The following is an 18,842-nucleotide window of genomic DNA, read 5'->3' on the forward strand; positions in this document are numbered from 1 at the left end:
TGCAGGTCCGTTTATGCGATAAGTCGGAAAGAGCTCATCAATTCATGAGATTTCGCCATGAATGTCACATTGCGCCAGTTGCGGGTCTTCACCGGCGTGTACCGGACGCGCAGCATCACGCGGGCCGCCCGCGAGCTCGGCATCACGCAATCGGCGGCGAGCCTGTTGATCCAGCAGCTCGAGGCCCAGCTCGGCGTCAAGCTGTTCGACCGCTCCACGCGCTCGGTGCAGCCGACGCTGGCCGCCGACGAGGCGTTCGCCGCCGCCGAGCGCATGCTGAGCGACGCGCAAGGCTTGTCGCGCCGCATGCGTGATCTCGCGCAGGCCCGCGCCGGCCGGGTCGTGTTTCTCGCCTCGGCCGGCACGGCATCGGCGCTGCTGCCCATGGTGCTGGCGAAATTCCGCACTGGCCATCCCGACATCGAGATCGACATGCGCGATGTCGCCGCCGACGATCTCGTGCCACGGCTGAGCACGACCGATGCCGAGTTCGCGATCGGCAGCGTGGAGGGCGAATTCGCGGACATGACGATCGAGACGCTGACGAGCGGCCGCCTGAGCGCGATCGGCCGTCGCACCGCGGACTTCGCCGCGCGTCGGTCCCTAACCTGGGACGAGCTGGTGCAACTGCCGACGATTGCGATGCGCAGCGAGACACGCATCCGCATGCAGATCGATCAGGCCCTGAGCGCGCAGGGCAAGCGCCTCGATCCGACCTATGAAGTGACCCTGATCAACACCGCGCTCGCCATGACGGCGCAGGGCCTCGGCCTCGCCATCCTGCCCGCGACGATGCTGCCGGCCGACCAGTTCCCGACACTGATCGCAAGACCGCTGGTGCGCCCCGCCCTCACCCGCCCCGTGTCGCTGCTGCAGCGCCAGGGCCGAACGTTGTCGCCGGCGGCGCAGGCGTTCGTGACGACGGCGCGGATGGTGCTGGCCGGCCGAACGGCAGCAGCATCAGGCTGATTTTGCGGAGCTATTGAGAGGGGGGGTCGCTGAGCTGGCGGAGAGGGAGGGATTCCCACCACCCCCGTTAAGCTAACCCGCTGATGTTTCAAATTTTATCGGCGGAATAAGGGCTTCCTGCATGTCCCGGGGCTACACCAAGGGGCTACACCATTGGGAAGCAACCGCATGCCGGAACCGGTCCGCAAGAAGAACAAGGACGGGACCATCAAGAGCGAGATCTACTGGCTCCGCAAGAAAGTCCCGGAGCGCTTTCGGGCCGTCGTCGGACGCCGGGAGGTCTGGCGCTCGCTCGAGACCGACCACTTCAAGACGGCACAGGTCAGGTGCAACAAACTCAGTCTGGACTTGGATAAGGAGTGGCAGGACCGGCTGCTCGCGTCGCGATCGGCCGCCAAGAAGGCCGCGCCGACAGCCCGCAGCATGACCGACTTCGAGCTCAGCGGCCTCCAGCGCGTCGTCCATGAACAGGGCCGAGACCGGATCCGCAACCCGCCTCCGGGGGCCAAATGGGGCCAAGGTACCCATGTCCGCGACGAAGAGGAAAACGATGAACAGCGCGAGTTCGACGAGCAGGCCCTGGACGATTTCCTGAGCCGCACCGGGTACGTCCTGGCCGAGGCCGACCGTCGCCGCTTCCTGCCCATGTTCGTCGAAGCCCAGCGCCAGGTCTCGGTCGACCTGGCCCGCGCCGCCATGAGGCAGGACTATTCGGAGTCGAAGGCCTTCGACAACAACGCCCCCTCCCTCTCCGCACGGATCGACCTCCACGAGGCGTTCGAATTCTACTGCGACAAGGCCGGCATCAAGGGCGGGGCCAATGGGCCGACTGCCAAGCGCTGGCGTCCGAAGATCGCGGCCTTCTGCGTTTTCGTCGGCCATTCCGACCTCTGCCGAATGACGAGGGACGATGCCTACCGCTGGGTGGACCACCTCACCGAGGAGGGCGTCGCGAAGAAGTCGATCAGGGAGGTCTGGATCGCCTCCTTGCGGGCCGTCACGGGCTTTCAGATCGAGCGGCTCAAGTTCACGGGCGAAAACCCGTTTGCCCGCATCCGCGTCCGGGGCGTGAAGGGGACCAACACCTCGAACAAGAAGGGCTTCACCGATGTCCAGGCCACGAAGATCCTCACGGCGACCTGCGCCGCCTTCTCGCATCTGACCGCACCGGAGACCCGTGCCGCGCGACGCTGGATTCCCTGGATCTGCGCCTACAACGACTGACGTCGTAGACGAGGATGTGGTCGAAGTCGGCTTGCCCCGACTGCACGTCCTCAATCAGTTCAATGAGACCCGGCCGGCCCTTGATCCGGAGGCCGCTGCGACCCTCGTCCGAATAGGTGCGGACGATTGTAAGAGCGTTCGCCTCGGCATAGGTCGCGATTGCTGCCATCTGGTTCTTGATCGAGTAGCGTTGGAGCTCCCTCGACATCCGGACGTATTGCGCGGCGCGACGCGCTCGGGTCCGCCTCGCCAGGCCTGTCCCCTTCGGAACGACGAGCCAGTTACCCATGCACCCCTCCTGCTACTTCAGAGGCACCAAGCCTAGCAAATACACCTTGCGCGTTCGGGCCGGCAACGCCGATCAAACTCGGGCGTCGGGCGCGGCCATTGGCCGCTAGGAAAAACCGAAGTTCGATGGCCTAGAAATTGTGTTAGCTGCCGATGGTGTTGGTAATCTCTGCGCAGGTGTCCAGCGGCCGAAGCGGAGAAAGCCTTGCCTTCTCATGGCATATCCGCGGTGACTTTGCTGTAGGGATGGAGGTTCCGGCGCACAAGAGCAGCTACGGCTAGAACCGCCGTGATCGCCTCGAGCGGATAGGGTGCGAATGTGGCCGCCACCAGTATGAGTGCAGCCGCACCAAGGAGAACCCATTGAATGACGCCGCTTGGATTTGCCCGATCACGCACGAGCCACAGGGAGGTGAGATAGAACGCAATCGAAATGCCGAGGGCGAGGGAAGCGCCTTGCGTGGAGATGTTTGCACGCTGCTGGCTCACGGCCAGGAAGATGGAAAAGCCCGCCGCGGTCGCCGCTCCGGCAGCGAAGACCACGTAATGGCCATAGGCCCAAAGCAGAACCGAGCCGAGCTGGCGGCGAAGCAGCTGTTCTTTTCGATCGAAGTAAAGCCCCCACATCGAGAATGCGATCACAGAGCACAGGCTGGCCAGCCAGAAATGTTTGAGGTCGGGCCTCTCGGTGGCGGTGAAGATCCTCGCGATCGACAAGAAGCATTCGCCAATAACGATGATATTGAACAGGTTGTAGCGCTCAACGATGTGATCGTGGTGCCAAGGGGTCGCCACGTTGCGCTCGGCAAGTGCCGGTATCGCCAACTCACCGACGGCGCCCAATGCGAACAGCGAAAGATACAACAGTCCTTGCGGGGGGAAACCGACGATCACGGCCGTCCAATAGACTTGCATCGCGGAGATTGCGAGCGCATAGCGTAGCGCCGCTGGCCGCGCCTCTCGATCGCCGTTTGCTGCGCCAAGCCAGAACACGACGATCCCAAGCCGCATGATGATGAAACCGGCAAGGGCAGTCCGTATGGGCTCATCGGCATAGGCGCTATTCAGACCACCAGCGAGCGCGAGCGCTCCGAACATGATCACCATCGACAACGCACGAAACACGACGGATTTGTCGTCGTAAGCCGAGGCAAACCATGTGTAGTTGGCCCAGGCGAGCCAGGTCATGAAAAAGCTGCACAGGAACTTGACCACGCCGGCAATGACATGGCCGCTCTGGATCTCATGCGCCAGTCCATGGGCAGCGGCGCCGACGGCTACAACCGTCGCCAGGTCGAACATGAGCTCGAGCGACGTCGCACTGCGATTGGGCTCGTGTGGATCACGAGGTGCGAGCCTCAAGGTCAAGAACCTAAACATCGAAGTCCGCCCGTCGAGGAGACGCTGATTCCAGATGGCGAGGACGGTCGGCACGACGCGGTGACCCATGGCACTCACCCTGCCTTCTGAGCGCTCTGAGGCGAATAGAAGATGCCGATCAGGAACAGCAGGGCAGCCGGCAGGATCATGCCGGCGACGCCGACCGTCTTTTGCGCGAATGCGCCCGCGCCACATCCCGCCACGAAACCGATAACGAGAATAAACGAGGTCAACGATTGCCCCCATTCTCCGGGAGTCTCGCTATAGCCAATCAACCGACGGGCGCCCGCGACCGCCAGACCGGCGATATTGCCCGTCATCAACGAAAAAGGTGGTCCGAGCCGCGAGTCGAGACGTTCGATGGCGGTCAACATGCCCATCGCGACGACGACGAAAAGCGCGCAGGTGGATGCCGGGCCAGTCTGGCTGATCGCTAGACCGGCTGACACTGCGAACGCGCAGGCCGCGATCAAGATGGTCCAGTACGTTGCGCGCTCCAGCGGCCTGATCCACGTAACCAACATCGCCGCAAAGCCGGCGCCCAGCATGAAGAGGGGAAATGTCATGATCTGCAGACCCTGCAGGCCGCCCTTTTCGTGACCGACGATGGCCAGTCCGAGAAGGATGACGTTGCCGGTGACCAGGCCGACAAAGAGCCCGCCCAAATGGATAAAGAATAGTGCGTCGGCAAATCCGGAAATGAACGCCAGCACCAGTGAATTGCTTTTTCCGCGAAGTGTGTCGAGCATGCTCTGCCACCCCCCTTTTCTTGTTCGAAATGTAAATCGTCTCGATCTGACTGAGCCATCAATCCGGAAGCGGGATGAACTCCTGATCGTCGCCGGGTGGCAGACGGAAACGGCCATGAGCCCAATCACCTTTTGCCCAAGCCTCTTTCGCGGCGTCGATCTTCTCCTGCGAGGATCCGACGAAATTCCACCAAAGATAGCGCGGGCCGTTAAGCGTCTCGCCGCCGAGCAGCATCAGGCGCGCCCCGCGCTCGCCGGCGCGCACGGTGATGGCGTCACCCGGCCTGAACACCATCATCCGCCCGCTTTCGAACCGATCGCCCGCGACCTGGATCGAACCGTCCGTGATATAGAGACCGCGGTCCTCGTGATTGTCGGGTAAGGGGAGGGCCGTGCCGGGCTCAAGCACCACGTCGGCGTAGAACATCTCGGTGAAGGTCTTCACCGGCGCCGTCTCGCCCCAGGCAGAACCCAAAATCAGCCGGACCTGTTTGCCCTCACCCTCGAGAAACGGAAGCGCCTCCTTGGCGTGATGCTCGAAGCTCGCGCTGGTTTCCTCGGCGTTTTCGGGGAGCGCCACCCACGTCTGAATCCCGAAAAGACTGTTCTTGCCGGCGCGCGTCGTTGAACTGGTGCGCTCGGAATGCGTCACGCCACGACCGGCGATCATCCAGTTCACTTCGCCCGGGTAGATCATCTGGTTCGTGCCCAACGAGTCGCGGTGCTGGAACTCGCCGTTGTAGAGATAGGTCACTGTCGCGAGCCCAATGTGCGGATGAGGCCGCACATCGATTCCACCGCCCGTGAGGAATTCGGCGGGACCCATCTGATCGAAGAAAATGAACGGCCCGACCATCTGCCGGGCGGGGGCGGGAAGAGCCCGGCGGACTTCAAACCCGCCGAGGTCGCGTGCGCGCGGAATGATCTGCGTTTCGATCGACTCGAGCTCGCCTGCTTCCGGGCAGAGCGGTTCGAGAGTTGGATTCCAGCTCATATCAACAGTCCCTTTCGAGCGAATTGCCGTCAGAACGAGATCGTCGCCCAAGCGGCGACAAAAGATCCGGGCTTCCCGCCCGCCTCCCGAATCCGCTCTCCAGGCGTATAGTTGACGTAGGTGCCCCCCAGGGTCAGATGCTTGGTTGGCGTCCATGTCAGGGTCGTCGAGATCTGCTGACCCATGTACCGGCCGGAGCCGCCAGCGGTGCCCGCAACCGGCGTGACTGCTGGTCCGTAGTACGCGTCGGCCGTGGATTCCTTCCAGAGTGGATTCCAGCCGACGTTCAGCGTCACGTTCTTCACCAGCGTCAGCGTCAGATTCGGCTGGATGTCGATGAGGTTGGCGGGACCGACCAGGTTTGCTTCGGAGAAATAGGGCAATTTCGGGAACAGTGGATTGAAGGTTCCGAGTGTTCCGTCGTGTAGATTGTGATCGCCGCTGATCACATCGGCGTTCAGACCGATGCGTGGCGAGAACGGAACATCTTGGAGGGTGTAACCAACGCTTCCGGAGACTGTCCACGCACTGATACTAGCCGCTCCGAAGCTGCCGAATTGATATGCGCCCTCGAAGTCCCAATCAAACTCGTTGGCTTTTCCGAACAATCGCGCACCCACAGTGTGTCGATGTTCATCGGCGACTCCTTGCGCGAACCTGGCGGCGCCGCGGTCCAGACCAAAATAGTAGAGATCGGCTTTGAGTTCCGAAATGCCGGGAACAGGACTGGTGGCGTAGACACCCCAAAAAGCTTGGTTGGTGTCCGACCGGTCGTCGAAGACGCCGGTCTGATTCAGAACCGGCCGAACCACGAACGCATCGATGCGCGTGTCCGGCGAAACGATCCAGGCTGTGCGAGCACCGTCGAACGCCCGGCGGATGTTCGGACTTTCACGTACCGAGACGAGGCGCGACGAACCGAAACTCATTTCCTGTCGGCCGGCACGCAGCATGAAGCTTCCACCGGCGGACGGGAGCATCAACTCGCCATAGCCTTGCAGTAGATCAAAGCGATCGAGTTGCGTGGCCGGCAGGGTCCCGTTCCAAATCGGGGCCTGCCCCGTGCCCAATTGGACAAAGGTTCTCAGATAGGGGCCGAGGTGAAAATCGGCTAAGATGAACGAGCGGATGAGCAGAGCGTCGTTATGGGGAGGCTGAGCCAGCCCGAAAACCAAGTGGTTCGAAGACTCCGACCGTATCCGGGTCTGCCCTCCAATGTGGACATAGACGCTGCCGTCCGAGGAGAGCGGGATGTTCTTCAGCGCATCGAAAGGATCGTTTTCGGTGCCGGTGGAATTGGTCTCCTGTGCCATTGCGGCACTGCTCAACACTAGGCCGCACAAGGCAACCGCGAGACAGGATGGGTGCGCCATAGGCAACTTCGTCACCTTTGCGATGCGGTGCGTGGGGATCGATGAGGGCGCACGGTGTCCCCGGCTTGATCAGGATCGATGCGCGTGGGCGCCGTTTGTCTCTCACCGGCGGTCGACCGAACTGCATGAGTACTGCAGGCGACGGGCAAGCTAGGGCCGGTGCTCATGAGCGGCATCTTTCGTTCCACGCAGGTCGTCGATGGCAACGAGAACGAAGCCGCCAATGAGGCCGAGGTGCTCGAAGAAGGCGTTCATCGCCATCATGCGTCCCTGACCGACCGGGATCTCCCAAAAGCGCAGAGCGACGAAAGTCGCCATCAACGTGAACCCAGCCAAGGCGAGGGCTGCGAGCCAACGCCACAGCCCGAACAGGACCATCGCGCTTGCGATCAACTCGAAAGCGATCACGATTACCGCGAAGGCCGGTGCCGGCGATAGACCGAAATGCGTCATCTCAGCGATCGCACTGTCGAAATCGAGGACTTTGGTGAGCGGGCCCTGGATGTAGGCCGCACAAAGGCCGAGATAGGCGAGAAACCGCGTGGCGGCGGATCCGAGGATCGGCCGCGCCACCGCGGCCAGTTTGGCCGCGATGATCGTGGGAACGATTGGCGAAGCGGCCATGTCACACTGCCCAACAGGAGCATCCCAACGCTCCCCAGAAGCTTTTGAGATCAGAGATCGGCAGCTTGGATCCCCAAGCGCTGGCGTGGTCGTGACCATGCACGCCACAGGACGATTGACATCCGCACGAGGCGATCGCCACGCGCTGCAGCGAATTCCTGCCTGCACCCTCCGGTTCACCCCAGGCCGCATAGCCCCTGAAGCTGCGCACCGGCGACCAGTCCGGCATCGCCGGCGGGACCGGGTTCTCGTCGAGCTTGGAGAAATCACCGGCGCCGTAGACGATCTTGCCGCCCACCATCGTCAGGTCCGAGGTAAGGAAGGAGATCTCGTCCTCCGAGCAGTTGAAGTAGTCCTTGCTCGGCACGATTGCGTCGGCGAACTGGCCCTTCTCGATCCGGCCTCGTTTGCCTTCGTCGTTGGAGAACCAGGTGACGTTCTCGGTCCACATCCGCAGTGCGGTTTCGCGGTCGAGACAATTGCGTTGTGGATAAATGCGCAGCCCGCCGACCGTCTTGCCGGTGATCATCCAGCTGAGCGAGACCCAGGGGTTGTAGGAAGCAACACGTGTCGCGTCGGTACCAGCGGAGACCTTGAGGCCCTTTTCGAGCATGCGGGCCACGGGCGGCGTCGCTTCGGCGGCACCGGCGCCATAACGCTCGACAAAGTATTCGCCCTGATAGGCCATGCGATGCTGAACGGCTATGCCGCCCCCAAGCGCCGCGATACGGTCGATGGACTTTTCCGAAATCGTCTCGGCGTGGTCGAAGAACCAGTTCAACCCCTCGAGGGGGATGTCCTTGTTGACCTTTTCGAACACATCCAGCGAACGCGATATGGTTTCGTCGTAGGTCGCATGCAGGCGCCACGGCCAGCGGTTCTGTGCCAGCACACGCACGACTTCCTCGAGCTCACCCTCCATTTCCGGGGGCAAGTCGGGCCGCGGCTGGCGGAAGTCCTCGAAATCGGCAGCCGAGAAGACCAACATCTCACCGGCGCCGTTGTGCCGGAAATAGTCGTCGCCCTGCTTGTATTTCACCGAGGACGTCCAGTTCAGGAAGTCTTCCTTCTCCTGCTTCGGCTTTTGGGTAAACAGATTGTAGGCCAGACGGACTGTCAGCTGGTTGTCGTCCGACAGCTTCTGGATAACGGCATAGTCTTCCGGATAATTCTGAAATCCGCCACCGGCGTCGATGGCACCGGTCACGCCGAGACGGTTAAGCTCTCGCATGAAGTGGCGGGTAGAGTTGATCTGATAGTCGAAGGGAAGTTTTGGCCCCTTGGCCAGGGTCGCATAGAGAATTGCGGCGTTCGGCTTGGCGAGCAGGAGACCTGTTGGATTGCCGTTGGCGTCACGCGTGATTTCGCCACCGGGCGGCTCAGGCGTGTCCTTGGTATAGCCGACCGCTCGTACAGCCGCCGCGTTGAGCAGGGCGCGATCATATAGATGCAGCAGGAAGACCGGTGTGTCGGGGGCAATCGCATTGATTTCTTCGATCGTCGGCAGGCGCTTTTCGACGAACTGATGCTCGGTGAAGCCGCCCACGACGCGGACCCACTGCGGAGCGGGCGTCACCGCGACCTGGCGCTTGAGCATGTACATCGCATCGGCCAGTGAGCGAACACCGTCCCAGCGCAACTCCATGTTGAAGTTCAGCCCGCCGCGAATGATGTGCAGATGATTGTCGATCAGGCCGGGCAGAAATCGCCGACCCTTGAGGTCGATTTTCTTCGTCTTGCCGTCGGCAAGCACGAGCACATCCATGTCGCTGCCCACGGCGAGAAACTTGCCATCCTTGACGGCGACAGCACTCGCGACCGGGTTGGTCCGATCAAGCGTGGTGATCTTGGCGTTGTGGATGATGGTGTCAGCGTACATGGCGGTATCTCCCCTTGCTTTGTTTTCGGCGGCGCGTGCCGGCGGGACGATCGTTGGGAGCGCGAGGCCGGATATCCCGCCGAGAAAGCCGCGACGTGTGGTCTTCATCAGCTCTTCTCCTTCGGTGGTTGAGAGGCCTGCGCCACGTGGCGTCCTGGCAGTTGCCCGAAGACGTGGGTGATGGCATGGCTCTTGTCGCAGGCAGAGGCGAAAGCCTTGCCGGAGATCAACTGCTTGCCAACCGGAATGATCTGCTCGCCAATGAGCATGCCCAAGAGACCAATGAGCGCGACAATCGGAGGCGCGGGCGAGCGAACATCCAGAAGGCTGTAGATCAAACCAACCAGCAGGCCGGTGCCCAACGACACGAGGTAGAGTTTCATCAGATCGCTTCCTTGACCGGAGCCATGCTTGAATCCAAGGACGACGGCGCGACTGACATGCCAGCGCCCATGCCCCTCCGAGCCGTCCGGGTGCGAAACGGAGGGGCAAATGGATCAGATTTGCTTGGCCGGGTTCGGACCGATGCGCTCGCCGTGCTTCACGCGCTCGGGCGCCTTGTGCACCATGGTGTAGGCGTAATCGACGCCCATGCCGTAGGCGCCGGAATGCTCCTTCACGATGGCCATGACAGCGTCATAGGTCTCCTTGCGGGCCCAGTCGCGCTGCCATTCGAGAAGAACCTGCTGCCAAGTCACAGGGACGACGCCGGCTTGGACCATGCGATCCATCGCGTATTTGTGCGCGTCGACCGACGTGCCGCCGGAGGCATCCGCGACCATGTAGATCTCGTAGTCGGTGTCGTGCATGCACGACAGTGCGAAGGTCATGTTGCAGACCTCGGTCCACAGACCGGAGCAGACGATCTTCTTGCGACCATCCTGGGCATTCTTGGCCAGTGCATCACGAACATTCTGGTCGTCCCAGGAGTTCATCGACGAGCGCTCAAGCAGCCCGTTTTCGGGGAAAACCGCGAGCAGCTCGGGATAGGTGTTGCCGGAGAACGACTCGGTCTCGACCGTCGTGATCGTCGTCGGGATCTTGAACGCCTTCGCGGCCTTGGCCAGGCCGACAACATTGTTCTTCAGCACCTGGCGGTCGATCGACTGCACTCCAAATGCCATCTGCGGCTGCTGATCGATGAAGATGACCTGGCTGTTCTGAGGCGTAAGAACTTCGTGTAGCTTACTCAATTTCAGTCTCCCTAATTGCCCCGCGGTTGGTTGACCGCTCGTCGCGCGCGCAGAACCGCAGGATCAGGACCTCGCGACGAGGGCAGATAGACGAGCGTGGACCTGATCAACTTCATCATCGTTGATCTCGCGGCCCATGCCCGGATAGATTCTGTTGGCGACTTCAGCGCCGAGGGCCGACAACACGCGACTGCTTTCACGTACCCGGCTGACCGGGACGTGCGGGTCGATGTCGGAGCAGCCTAGATGGACGGGTGTATCTGCGAGCGAGCCGGCGTAGTCGCGGGGCGTCTTCTCCTGACCGATCAGGCCCGCGCTCAGGACGATGACCGCGTCAAAGCGACGTGCGTTGCGTGCAGCGAATTCCAACGCCAGACAACCGCCTTGCGAGAAGCCGATCAGGGTGATCCGGTCCGGTTCAACGTTGTTGGCTTTCAGCGGCACGTCGATTGCGACAAGGTTGTCGCACCGTTCGAACGGGATGCTGACGGGCTTGCCGGGCGTCTGAGTAGGACTATCGCGCTCGTAGACCTCTGACTGACACTTCTCCTGCTGATCCTGCTTGGCGGAGGTCTGAGCATTCGCGGGTCCAGCCCAGATTCCGGCGGCAAGGACCGCGCCGAGCATGCGCCCAAAGTTGATCTGCACTGACATTCCAATCTTTGTCGTTTAGCGCGCCGCGACCTGAGGCGTGATGCGTCCCGCCCGGGAAGGCAGATCACCAAACGACTTCCTCCGATCCGATCGGCGCCTCCCGCATGGGGCCGGGCGTCGGTCTGCCGTCACTGTGTCGCCCCAGTGGCCCTCAGGGTAGTGCTGCCTTCGGTGGTGCTGTGTTGCACAACCCGGAACGCCAAGCCGTCGGTCAGCGCGTTTCGTGCGTGTTCAGGGCGGACTCGCTGAAGCATTCGATCAGCATCTCCGTGAGAGCGCGGATCTTGCGGGCAGGGTGCTGCCCCGGCGGCCGGATCACATATATGCCCAGTTCGGGCAGCGGATAGCGCGGCATCACCTCTACGAGGGCACCCGATGCGAGATGTTCGGTGATCAGCGCCTCGGGCAGTCCGGCGAGACCAATGCCTGCGAGCGCCGCGGCGACAAGCGCGACCGCATTGTCGGCTTTGAATCGCCCCTGCGGTTTCATCAGGACGACCTTGTCACCGTCCTTCGCCAGCCAACTCTCGGTGCCCTGCATGACGACCTGGTGAGTCACAAACTCTTCGGGCGTTTGCGGCGAGCCGTGCTTCTCTATGTATCCGGGCGCGGCGACATATTTGGCTGTCGTCCAGCCCACCAGTCTGGCCATCATGCTGGAGTCGCTCAGATGGCCTACGCGGATGGCGCAGTCGAACCCATCTGCGATGAGGTCAACGAACCGGTCCGAATAGCATGTCTGAACCTGCAATTCAGGATTGCGCAGCGCCAGCTCCGCAATGACAGACGCGAAGTGGGTCGGTCCAAAGGTTAGGGGAGCCGCGATCCTGAAGCGCCCTCGTAGCGCGCCGGCGGGGAGGATCGTTTCACGCGCTATGTCGATCTCGCCGCAAACCTTTGCAGCGTGATCCCGGAAGGTGATCCCGGCTTCCGTCAGCGCGGCGCCTCGCGTCGTACGCGCGAGGAGCTGGATACCCAGATCTGCCTCGAGCCGTGCCAGCCGCCGGCTGACGATCGACTTCGAGACCCCCAATCGCAGCGCCGCGGCAGTTACACCGCCTGCATCCGCGACCTCCACGAACGTACGCAGTTCTTCAATGTCCATGCCGTGTTCCCAGATGCGCAACACAGCATAGCATGATGTGGAGCTATCGCGTCGGAAAAGGCGATGGCACACCCTCCGGGGGTGATGCCCAGTCCTGGTGTCTCCCGTAAACCGATTACGGCACCAAAGGAACCGACATGACCTTTCGCAACGGCCTCGACTCGCTTCTTCGCCCCCAAGACTCGGTGCTCGTGCTCATCGATCACCAGCCCTATCAGCTGGCAAACCTGAACAGTCACGATCCGCAGGCGGTCGTGAACAATACGACCGCTCTTGCCAAGACCGCCAAGGTCTTCGGCGTTCCGACGATCCTGACGAGCGTCATTGCGGGCCGCGGCGGCCTCATCTTCAAGCACATCACCGACGTCTTCCCCGGCCAGGATGTGATCGACCGCACGTTCATCAACACGTGGGAGGACAAGGCGGTGATCGATGCGGTGAAGGCGACCGGTCGCAAGCAGCTGATCATCGCCGGGCTCTGGACGGAGATCTGCGTTGCCATGCCGGCGATCCAGGCGGCGGGCGAAGGCTGGGACGTGACCGTGATCACCGACGCATCGGGGGGCACCTCGGTCGAGGCGCACGCGGTCGCGATCCAGCGCATGATCGCGGCCGGCATCAACACGATGACGTGGCTGGCGCTGGCCGCGGAATGGCAGCGCGACTGGGCGCGCGTCGACACGGCCGGCCCGCTGACGCAGGTCATGATCGACCATGTCGGCGGCAGCGGCGTCGCCTATATGTGGGAACAGCAGCTACTGAATACGCCGGTCCCTGCGGCGGTCTGAGAGCTCCCAACCGGGTGCGTTTCGATCGGGAAACTGGGGTCGATGCGCACCATGCGGGTCGCCGGCGCGATGGCGACCTGCCGCTTTTCACGATGGGACTTCACTTCTCCTGCTCCGGTTCCTTTTGTCGAACCTGGCGAGGCTGCGGCGGCGCAATCAAGGAGAATGACGATGCCGATCGCCGGTTTTCCGGTCGGACAGGAGATGAATGTCACCTATACCGACTTCCAAGTCAGCCTGAAGCTTCACTCAGTCACGCAGATGTCCTTCGACCTCGCCGAGGGGCCATTCGCGCACAAGGAAACCGTCTTCATCGTGGTGCAGCCGCTTAGCAACGGCGTCTTCCCGCTGAGCTCGGCAGAGGAGAGCGGTGCAAGGGGCACGCATGTGCAGGATTTTTGATCGTGGGGTGGTGCACCTCACCACCCGTTCCGCTGAAGGCCAGTAATGTCACGACCCTCCCCCAAACGGTTTCGATCCGTTGTGATCGCGGGCGCCGGCGCCGGGCTGGGGCGAGAAATCGCCCTCAAGTTCGCCAGTGAAGGAAGCGTGGTCTTCGGTACCGCCGAGTCGGCAGCCCAGGTTCAGGACCTGAAAGTCGCATCAGGCGGCCGGGTCAGCCTTGCAGCCTGCGATATCACCAATATGCAAGGGCTGAGGGCTTGGGCTGAGGGCGTCTCGGAGGCACTCGACGGCGCCGGGCTCGACGTCCTTGTGATCCTTCAGGAAGCCCACGAGACCGGTCCCCTCGAAGCTCTGCCTCTTGACGTTATCAGGCGAGAACTCGAGCTGAATGTCGTCGGCGCGATCGCTGTCATCAACGCATTTCTTCCGTCGCTGCGCGTAGCGCGCGGCAGGGTCATCCAGGTCAGTTCCTGGATTGCCCGTCTGACCGTTCCGTTCGGAGGCCTCTCCGCAGCCTCGACAGCCGCGCTCGAGGCGCTGTCCGCGGCATATCGGGCGGAGGTGCAACCTTCAGGTGTGGACGTGGTGATGGTCACGACAGACCTCATCGTGCCCATGGGTGATACAGACGGACCCACAAGGTCGGCGCGCCCGATTTTCCATCTGACGCCCGCGCAGCGCGACTTCTATGGGAAACGCCTGGCCACGGCCACGACACGGCTGGAGGAGCTTGCCATCGGCGGCACCCATGTCGCCGAGGTTGCGGCGCGGGTGGTGCAGATCGCGCAAGCGCCTGCGGCGGCGGGTCATGTGCCCGTCGGCGACCGCGCGATCGCAATCGCAGCGGCGGCGCGATCGAAGAACGATGCCGACCTCGACGCTTTCCGCCTCAGCCTGGTCGGCTTGGGTTAGCTGGCATCACCGAAGCAACAGGAGACAATCCCCTTGAGCACAGTCGACGACAATCCCGCCGAAAGGCGCTTTGAGCTTGCGATCGATAGCAGCCACGAGATCGCTGCCGTCTATTATCGGCTGCAGGGTGAAAAGCTTACCCTCACGCATACCATCGTGCCGCAGCGGTTTTCAGGGCAGGGGATCGGTTCGAAGCTGGCGCGAGGCGTGCTCGAGCTCCTGCGAGCAAGCGGCCGCAAGGCGGTCCTGCGCTGCCCGTTCATGGCAGCCTATTACGCGCGCCATCCCGAATATGCAGACGTCGTAGACCCTTCGGCAGAATAGGAAAGACAATGATCGAGCAGGTCATCGAACAACGGCGGCGGCCGGACAAATGCTGGTCGTGGACGGCTCCGCTTCGAGGGTAACCGCAATCGAGCAATTCACGGTCATGCTGCTTGGCGGCGAGCCGGTCGGCCAGCGTTACATCTACTGGAACTTCGTGCCGTCTTCGTGGGAGCGGCTCGGCGGCGGGCGGACTGGAAGGCGGGACGAATGAAGCTGCCTGACGCCGACAATGGCGAGTTCATCCCGCTCCCGGACGAACCCTGTCATGAAAGAGAGACCCCGGCGGCGGGTCGTATGGATCAACGTTTGGAGCTTCTTGTAATGGCAAAGCCGGAAATGTTCGTAACTGACGGCGCCGGGCAGAAACTGTTTGACACGTTGCATATGTCACAGACGCTCAAGGTCGGGAATCGGGTGGAGACGTCGGGCCAGGGCGGGTGGGACGATGACCTGAACATCCCCGCGTCGGTCGAAGACGAGATCGCGCAGGCGTTCCGCAACGTCGAGAAGGTGCTCGCTCCCGCCGGCGCCAGCTGGAAGGATGTGGTACACGTCAATAGCTATCATGTCGGCGGTTTTCCGCCCGAGGTGAACGCGACGATCTCGCGTCTGTATCGCCACTACATGCCGGACCGGGCGCCGATCTGGACGCAAACCGGGGTTGCGGCACTGGGCCTGCCGACGATGCGGATCGAAATCAGGGTAACGGCGATCATCGACTGACGGGTCCGGCCACGGGTGCGGCGTAGGATTTGCCGGACGCCTTAAGCGCCTTGCGGATCGAGGAAGACATGCAGCGTCTTGATGACGCCGTGCTCGATATGCGCTACGTCCAGCCCGGTGACCGCCACCGGGCCATCGGGCGGTCCGGCCGTCCATTGCAGCCGGCCGACGCCATTGTGGCCGAGCGCCGGCCGGACAGGCGTGAAGGCGAAATCTCGGGGCAGATGGCCGAGAAGCTCGGTCACGGCCCGGGAGACGGCTTCGTGGCCGTGCACCGATCGATCGGGCTCGTGCAGGATGGCGTCGGGGGCGTATAACTCCCGGATAGCATCGATCCGGCGAACGGGGTCGTGCTCGCCGAAGACGCGCTCGAGATTGGCACCCATGATGGCCGCGAAGTCGATATGGGCCGGTGGAGCGAGCGGCGAACCAGGCGAGCCCGCGCGCTCGGGAAGGACGCGTCCGAGAAAGTCGCGGACGTACTGCGCGATTTCACGATGGTGCGTCTCGAGCGCGAAATGTCCCGTGTCGAGCAAGTGGATCTCAGCGTCCGGGAGGTCCTGCTTGTAGGCAAGCGCGCCAGCCGGAACGAAGGCAGGGTCATGCCGCCCCCACACCGCGAGGAACGGCGGCTGATGCTCTCGGAAGTAGGCTTGAAATTGGGGATACAGCGCGACGTTGCTGCGATAGTCGAGAATGAGGTCGAGCTGCACCTCTTCCGCGCCGGGTCGCGCCATATAGGCAATGTCGAGCTCCCGCCCGTCAGGGCTCAGCAGTTCGGGATCGGCGCCGGTGCCATATTGCCAGTTGCGTATCGTCTCGGGCGACAGGGAGTCGCGGCACGCTTCGCGGTTCGCCTCGCTGGGCTCGCGCCAATAGGCCTGCCACGCGCCCCATTCGTCGCTGAAGCCCTCCTCATAGGCGTTGCCGTTCTGCGAGATGATCGCGGTGATCCGATCGGGGTGCCTGATCGCCAGCCTGAGGCCCGTCGGCGCCCCATAGTCGAAGATGTAGAGCGCGAAGCGTTCGAGCCCGATGGCATCGACGAACCCCTCGATGACGTCAGCCAGTTTGTCGAAGCTGTAGGTGAATTCGCCGCGGTCTGGCGCCCTGGTCTGACCGAACCCGGGGAGATCGGGCGCGATCACCCGGTAGCGGTTCCGCAAGCCCTGGGATGAGGTCGCGGAACATGTGACTGGCCGTGGGAAAACCATGAAGGAGCAGCAGCACGGGAGCGTCGGCCGGACCAGCTTCCCGATAGAATATGTCGACCCCGCCGACCTTCTGCTTCCGGTAATGCACTGCGGTCATACAGATCCTCGTAATTCAATCTTGTTTCGGCGGTATGACGATCAAGCGCCGTCCTATTCCGGAGCAGCGCGCCCTTCGGCCACGATAGCCGTCATGCGCGCCGCGACCTTCACGGCTCAAGCAATCGCACCACCGTCGACGGTCAGCGTCGCGCCGGTGATGATGCTTGCGGCCGGGCTGGCGAGATAGGCGACAGCGTTACCGATCTCGCGCGGTTCGGCGTAGCGGCCCAGCGACGTCAGGCTGCGCTGGAAATCGGCCGCCTCGCCATTCGCAGGGTTCGAATCCGTGTTGGTCGCGCCCGGCTGGATCAGGTTCACGGTGATGCCCTTGGGCCCGAGCTCGCGCGAGAGGCCGCGGGTAAACGAGGTCAGCGCCGCCTTCGACATCGCGTAGGTCGTAATGCCGGGAAACGGAACGCGCTCACCAAGCGCCGAGCCGATCGTGATGATACGGCCTCCTTCGCCCAGGTGCGGGATCACAGCCTTCGCGAACAGCACGGGAGCGCGAACGTTGACGTCCATCACGCGCTGATATTCGCCAAGGTCGATATTGGCGATCATGCCGGAGTGGCCGATCGCGGCGCTGTTTACCAGAATGTCGATACCGCCGAGCGCGGAGACCGCCTCGTTCACGGAACGGGCGATCGCCTCCGGATCGGCGCTATCCGCCTGAATCGCGACTGCGCGGCGTCCTGCAGCCTCGATGGACTTGACGACGCTCTGCGCCTTTTCAGCCGCATTCTGATAGGTGAAGGCGACGTGGGCTCCATTCTCCGCAAGCACTAAGGCGATCGCTGCGCCGATACCGCGCGACCCACCGGTTACCAGTGCCCGCTTGCCTTTAAGATCAATCATATACTCGTCCTCTTCTACCATGTTCGGTCCAGGTCAGCCGCGTGTCGTCGCGGGACGGGAAAGGCACACGGCTTCCTATTCCGCCGATTTAGCGGTTGCGCTCAGCGTTTCTTAGCTTCGGGTAGTGCCAAGCTGTGTTGCGTGAAGTGGAACGCGGCGCGCCTGGAATCTCGGCGTTCGAGCCGATGCTCTGCCCCATGCTCTCCGGAACGTGCCGATGGATCGGCTACGCGGTGAGCGTCGCGTATCCGGTCGGCTATGAGCGTTCGTGGCAGTTAGCAGAGAGCGCAAGAACATGTTCTTCAGCTCGCCGATCGCGAGATTCCAACGACGATGTTCCGGGTCGTGCAACACAGCTCCTCATAGGCCGTGGCTAGAGAGCCGTAGGCAGAATCCCTATCACTAGGCAAAGGTGGTCGACGCGGCGGTGAGAGCGGGACGGCTGCCAGGTTTGAGGCACGCCGACTTGTTAATTTCTAGAATAGCCCACTAAGGAGGAACCCATCATGTCCCCTGCTGCACACTCCACAGCTGAGCCCGCGTCGACGGCGTCGCCTCTGGCCGTATTGCAGTCGATCCTGTCGAACCCTACCGATCTCGACTTCGTCAAGCAGTTCACCACGGATGACTTCATTTACGTCTCGCTCAACTATCAGCACGCCGAACTGAAGCAGATCATGCCCTGGGCGGGCACGAACAAAGGCACCAAGGGGCTGGTTCAGACCTTTATCGATGTCGGTCGGTACTGGAGGACAGACGACTTCCAGATCCAGGACAGCTTTGAAAATGAGAACGGCGCCGCGATATTTGGTTCCTTTACCTACACATCGACCGTTTTGAATAAGACGGTGACATCTCCCTTCGCGGTTCTGGCGCGCGGTGAGAACGGCAAGCTGTCCTATGTGCAGTTTATGGAAGACACCTTCGCGACCGTCCGCAGCTTCCGGGAAAGCGGCGAGTATCTCATCAAGGCAAATCCAGACGGATCGGAAACCAGCGTCTGATCCTCCGCCAAAGGATAAGGCGCGATCATTTGCGCCGAGAGCCGGGGTGCCGTTGGCCGCCTTCCGGATTCGGCTCTTGCGGG

22 protein-coding genes and 1 pseudogene are annotated in these 18,842 nt (G+C 62.3%); 9 read left to right on the top strand and 14 right to left on the bottom strand.

What is annotated here, in order from left to right:
* Nucleotides 1-57: 57 nt before the first annotated feature.
* Complete coding sequence (locus I6F28_RS25645) at nt 58-969, top strand: LysR family transcriptional regulator (protein WP_225141692.1); 912 nt, start codon at nt 58-60, stop codon at nt 967-969.
* 168 nt (nt 970-1,137) lie between these two features.
* Nucleotides 1,138-2,193, top strand: a complete 1,056-nt coding sequence (locus I6F28_RS25650; protein ID WP_225141694.1) for a DUF6538 domain-containing protein — start codon at nt 1,138-1,140, stop codon at nt 2,191-2,193.
* On the opposite strand, the gene I6F28_RS25655 is transcribed toward I6F28_RS25650, so the two are convergent.
* From I6F28_RS25655 to I6F28_RS25705, 11 genes are all read right to left on the bottom strand, one after another.
* Nucleotides 2,099-2,482, bottom strand: coding sequence for a recombinase family protein (locus I6F28_RS25655; RefSeq protein WP_524536114.1), 384 nt, complete (start codon nt 2,480-2,482; stop codon nt 2,099-2,101). The two genes, I6F28_RS25650 and I6F28_RS25655, sit on opposite strands and share 95 nt — an antisense overlap.
* Nucleotides 2,483-2,694: 212 nt before the next feature.
* Nucleotides 2,695-3,930: a low temperature requirement protein A gene (locus I6F28_RS25660; RefSeq protein ID WP_225141696.1), complete on the bottom strand. Its 1,236-nt coding sequence runs from the start codon at nt 3,928-3,930 to the stop codon at nt 2,695-2,697.
* A gap of 5 nt (nt 3,931-3,935) precedes the next feature.
* The gene (locus I6F28_RS25665; RefSeq protein ID WP_225141697.1) at nt 3,936-4,610 is read right to left on the bottom strand and encodes a YoaK family protein; all 675 of its coding nucleotides are present in this window, start codon (nt 4,608-4,610) and stop codon (nt 3,936-3,938) included.
* Nucleotides 4,611-4,668: 58 nt separating this feature from the next.
* On the bottom strand, nt 4,669-5,604 hold the full coding sequence (locus tag I6F28_RS25670) for a pirin family protein (protein ID WP_225141912.1): 936 nt from the start codon (nt 5,602-5,604) through the stop codon (nt 4,669-4,671).
* A 29-nt stretch (nt 5,605-5,633) separates the two neighbouring features.
* Nucleotides 5,634-6,917, bottom strand: a complete 1,284-nt coding sequence (locus tag I6F28_RS25675) for an alginate export family protein (RefSeq protein ID WP_225141699.1) — start codon at nt 6,915-6,917, stop codon at nt 5,634-5,636.
* A 210-nt stretch (nt 6,918-7,127) separates the two neighbouring features.
* Nucleotides 7,128-7,601: a DoxX family protein gene (locus I6F28_RS25680; RefSeq protein WP_225141701.1), complete on the bottom strand. Its 474-nt coding sequence runs from the start codon at nt 7,599-7,601 to the stop codon at nt 7,128-7,130.
* Nucleotide 7,602: 1 nt separating this feature from the next.
* On the bottom strand, nt 7,603-9,588 hold the full coding sequence (locus I6F28_RS25685; RefSeq protein ID WP_225141703.1) for an amidohydrolase: 1,986 nt from the start codon (nt 9,586-9,588) through the stop codon (nt 7,603-7,605).
* Nucleotides 9,588-9,863: a XapX domain-containing protein gene (locus tag I6F28_RS25690; RefSeq protein ID WP_225141705.1), complete on the bottom strand. Its 276-nt coding sequence runs from the start codon at nt 9,861-9,863 to the stop codon at nt 9,588-9,590. The genes I6F28_RS25685 and I6F28_RS25690 overlap by 1 nt, the downstream gene beginning before the upstream one ends.
* A 114-nt stretch (nt 9,864-9,977) precedes the next feature.
* A complete protein-coding gene (locus I6F28_RS25695) occupies nt 9,978-10,673 on the bottom strand; it encodes a hydrolase (protein WP_225141707.1) in 696 nt (231 codons plus the stop codon).
* Nucleotides 10,674-10,736: 63 nt separating this feature from the next.
* Nucleotides 10,737-11,327: an alpha/beta hydrolase gene (locus tag I6F28_RS25700; protein WP_225141710.1), complete on the bottom strand. Its 591-nt coding sequence runs from the start codon at nt 11,325-11,327 to the stop codon at nt 10,737-10,739.
* A 211-nt stretch (nt 11,328-11,538) separates the two neighbouring features.
* On the bottom strand, nt 11,539-12,432 hold the full coding sequence (locus I6F28_RS25705) for a LysR family transcriptional regulator (protein ID WP_225141712.1): 894 nt from the start codon (nt 12,430-12,432) through the stop codon (nt 11,539-11,541).
* Nucleotides 12,433-12,569: 137 nt separating this feature from the next.
* On the opposite strand from I6F28_RS25705, the gene I6F28_RS25710 reads away from it, so the two are divergent.
* From I6F28_RS25710 to I6F28_RS25735, 6 genes are all read left to right on the top strand, one after another.
* On the top strand, nt 12,570-13,220 hold the full coding sequence (locus I6F28_RS25710) for a hydrolase (protein WP_225141714.1): 651 nt from the start codon (nt 12,570-12,572) through the stop codon (nt 13,218-13,220).
* 42 nt (nt 13,221-13,262) lie between these two features.
* Nucleotides 13,263-13,622, top strand: a complete 360-nt coding sequence (locus I6F28_RS25715) for a MoaF-related domain-containing protein (RefSeq protein ID WP_225141716.1) — start codon at nt 13,263-13,265, stop codon at nt 13,620-13,622.
* An 81-nt stretch (nt 13,623-13,703) separates the two neighbouring features.
* Nucleotides 13,704-14,537 (top strand): SDR family NAD(P)-dependent oxidoreductase, encoded by an 834-nt coding sequence (locus tag I6F28_RS25720; protein ID WP_346656745.1) that lies wholly within the window; start codon nt 13,704-13,706, stop codon nt 14,535-14,537.
* 33 nt (nt 14,538-14,570) lie between these two features.
* Nucleotides 14,571-14,861, top strand: a complete 291-nt coding sequence (locus tag I6F28_RS25725; protein WP_225141720.1) for a GNAT family N-acetyltransferase — start codon at nt 14,571-14,573, stop codon at nt 14,859-14,861.
* Between the two features lie 49 nt (nt 14,862-14,910).
* Nucleotides 14,911-15,075: a pirin-like C-terminal cupin domain-containing protein gene (locus I6F28_RS25730; RefSeq protein ID WP_225141722.1), complete on the top strand. Its 165-nt coding sequence runs from the start codon at nt 14,911-14,913 to the stop codon at nt 15,073-15,075.
* Entirely contained in the window at nt 15,072-15,587 is a 516-nt protein-coding gene (locus I6F28_RS25735; protein ID WP_225141723.1) for a RidA family protein, read from the top strand. The genes I6F28_RS25730 and I6F28_RS25735 overlap by 4 nt, the downstream gene beginning before the upstream one ends.
* Nucleotides 15,588-15,628: 41 nt before the next feature.
* Here I6F28_RS25735 and I6F28_RS25740 read toward each other — a convergent pair whose 3' ends face one another.
* The 3 genes and pseudogenes from I6F28_RS25740 to I6F28_RS25750 all read right to left on the bottom strand — a co-directional run bounded on the left by I6F28_RS25740 (nt 15,629) and on the right by I6F28_RS25750 (nt 17,755).
* Nucleotides 15,629-15,973 (bottom strand): nuclear transport factor 2 family protein, encoded by a 345-nt coding sequence (locus tag I6F28_RS25740; protein WP_225141914.1) that lies wholly within the window; start codon nt 15,971-15,973, stop codon nt 15,629-15,631.
* A 72-nt stretch (nt 15,974-16,045) separates the two neighbouring features.
* Nucleotides 16,046-16,898 (bottom strand): annotated as a pseudogene (locus I6F28_RS25745) (alpha/beta fold hydrolase); the annotation flags it as partial.
* A gap of 116 nt (nt 16,899-17,014) precedes the next feature.
* Entirely contained in the window at nt 17,015-17,755 is a 741-nt protein-coding gene (locus I6F28_RS25750) for an SDR family NAD(P)-dependent oxidoreductase (RefSeq protein WP_225141916.1), read from the bottom strand.
* Between the two features lie 506 nt (nt 17,756-18,261).
* Here I6F28_RS25750 and I6F28_RS25755 point away from each other — a divergent pair.
* Nucleotides 18,262-18,759, top strand: a complete 498-nt coding sequence (locus I6F28_RS25755) for a nuclear transport factor 2 family protein (RefSeq protein ID WP_225141724.1) — start codon at nt 18,262-18,264, stop codon at nt 18,757-18,759.
* Nucleotides 18,760-18,842: the final 83 nt, after the last annotated feature.

It is taken from the genome of Bradyrhizobium sp. NBAIM14 (assembly GCF_020193895.1).
Lineage (GTDB): Bacteria > Pseudomonadota > Alphaproteobacteria > Rhizobiales > Xanthobacteraceae > Bradyrhizobium > Bradyrhizobium yuanmingense.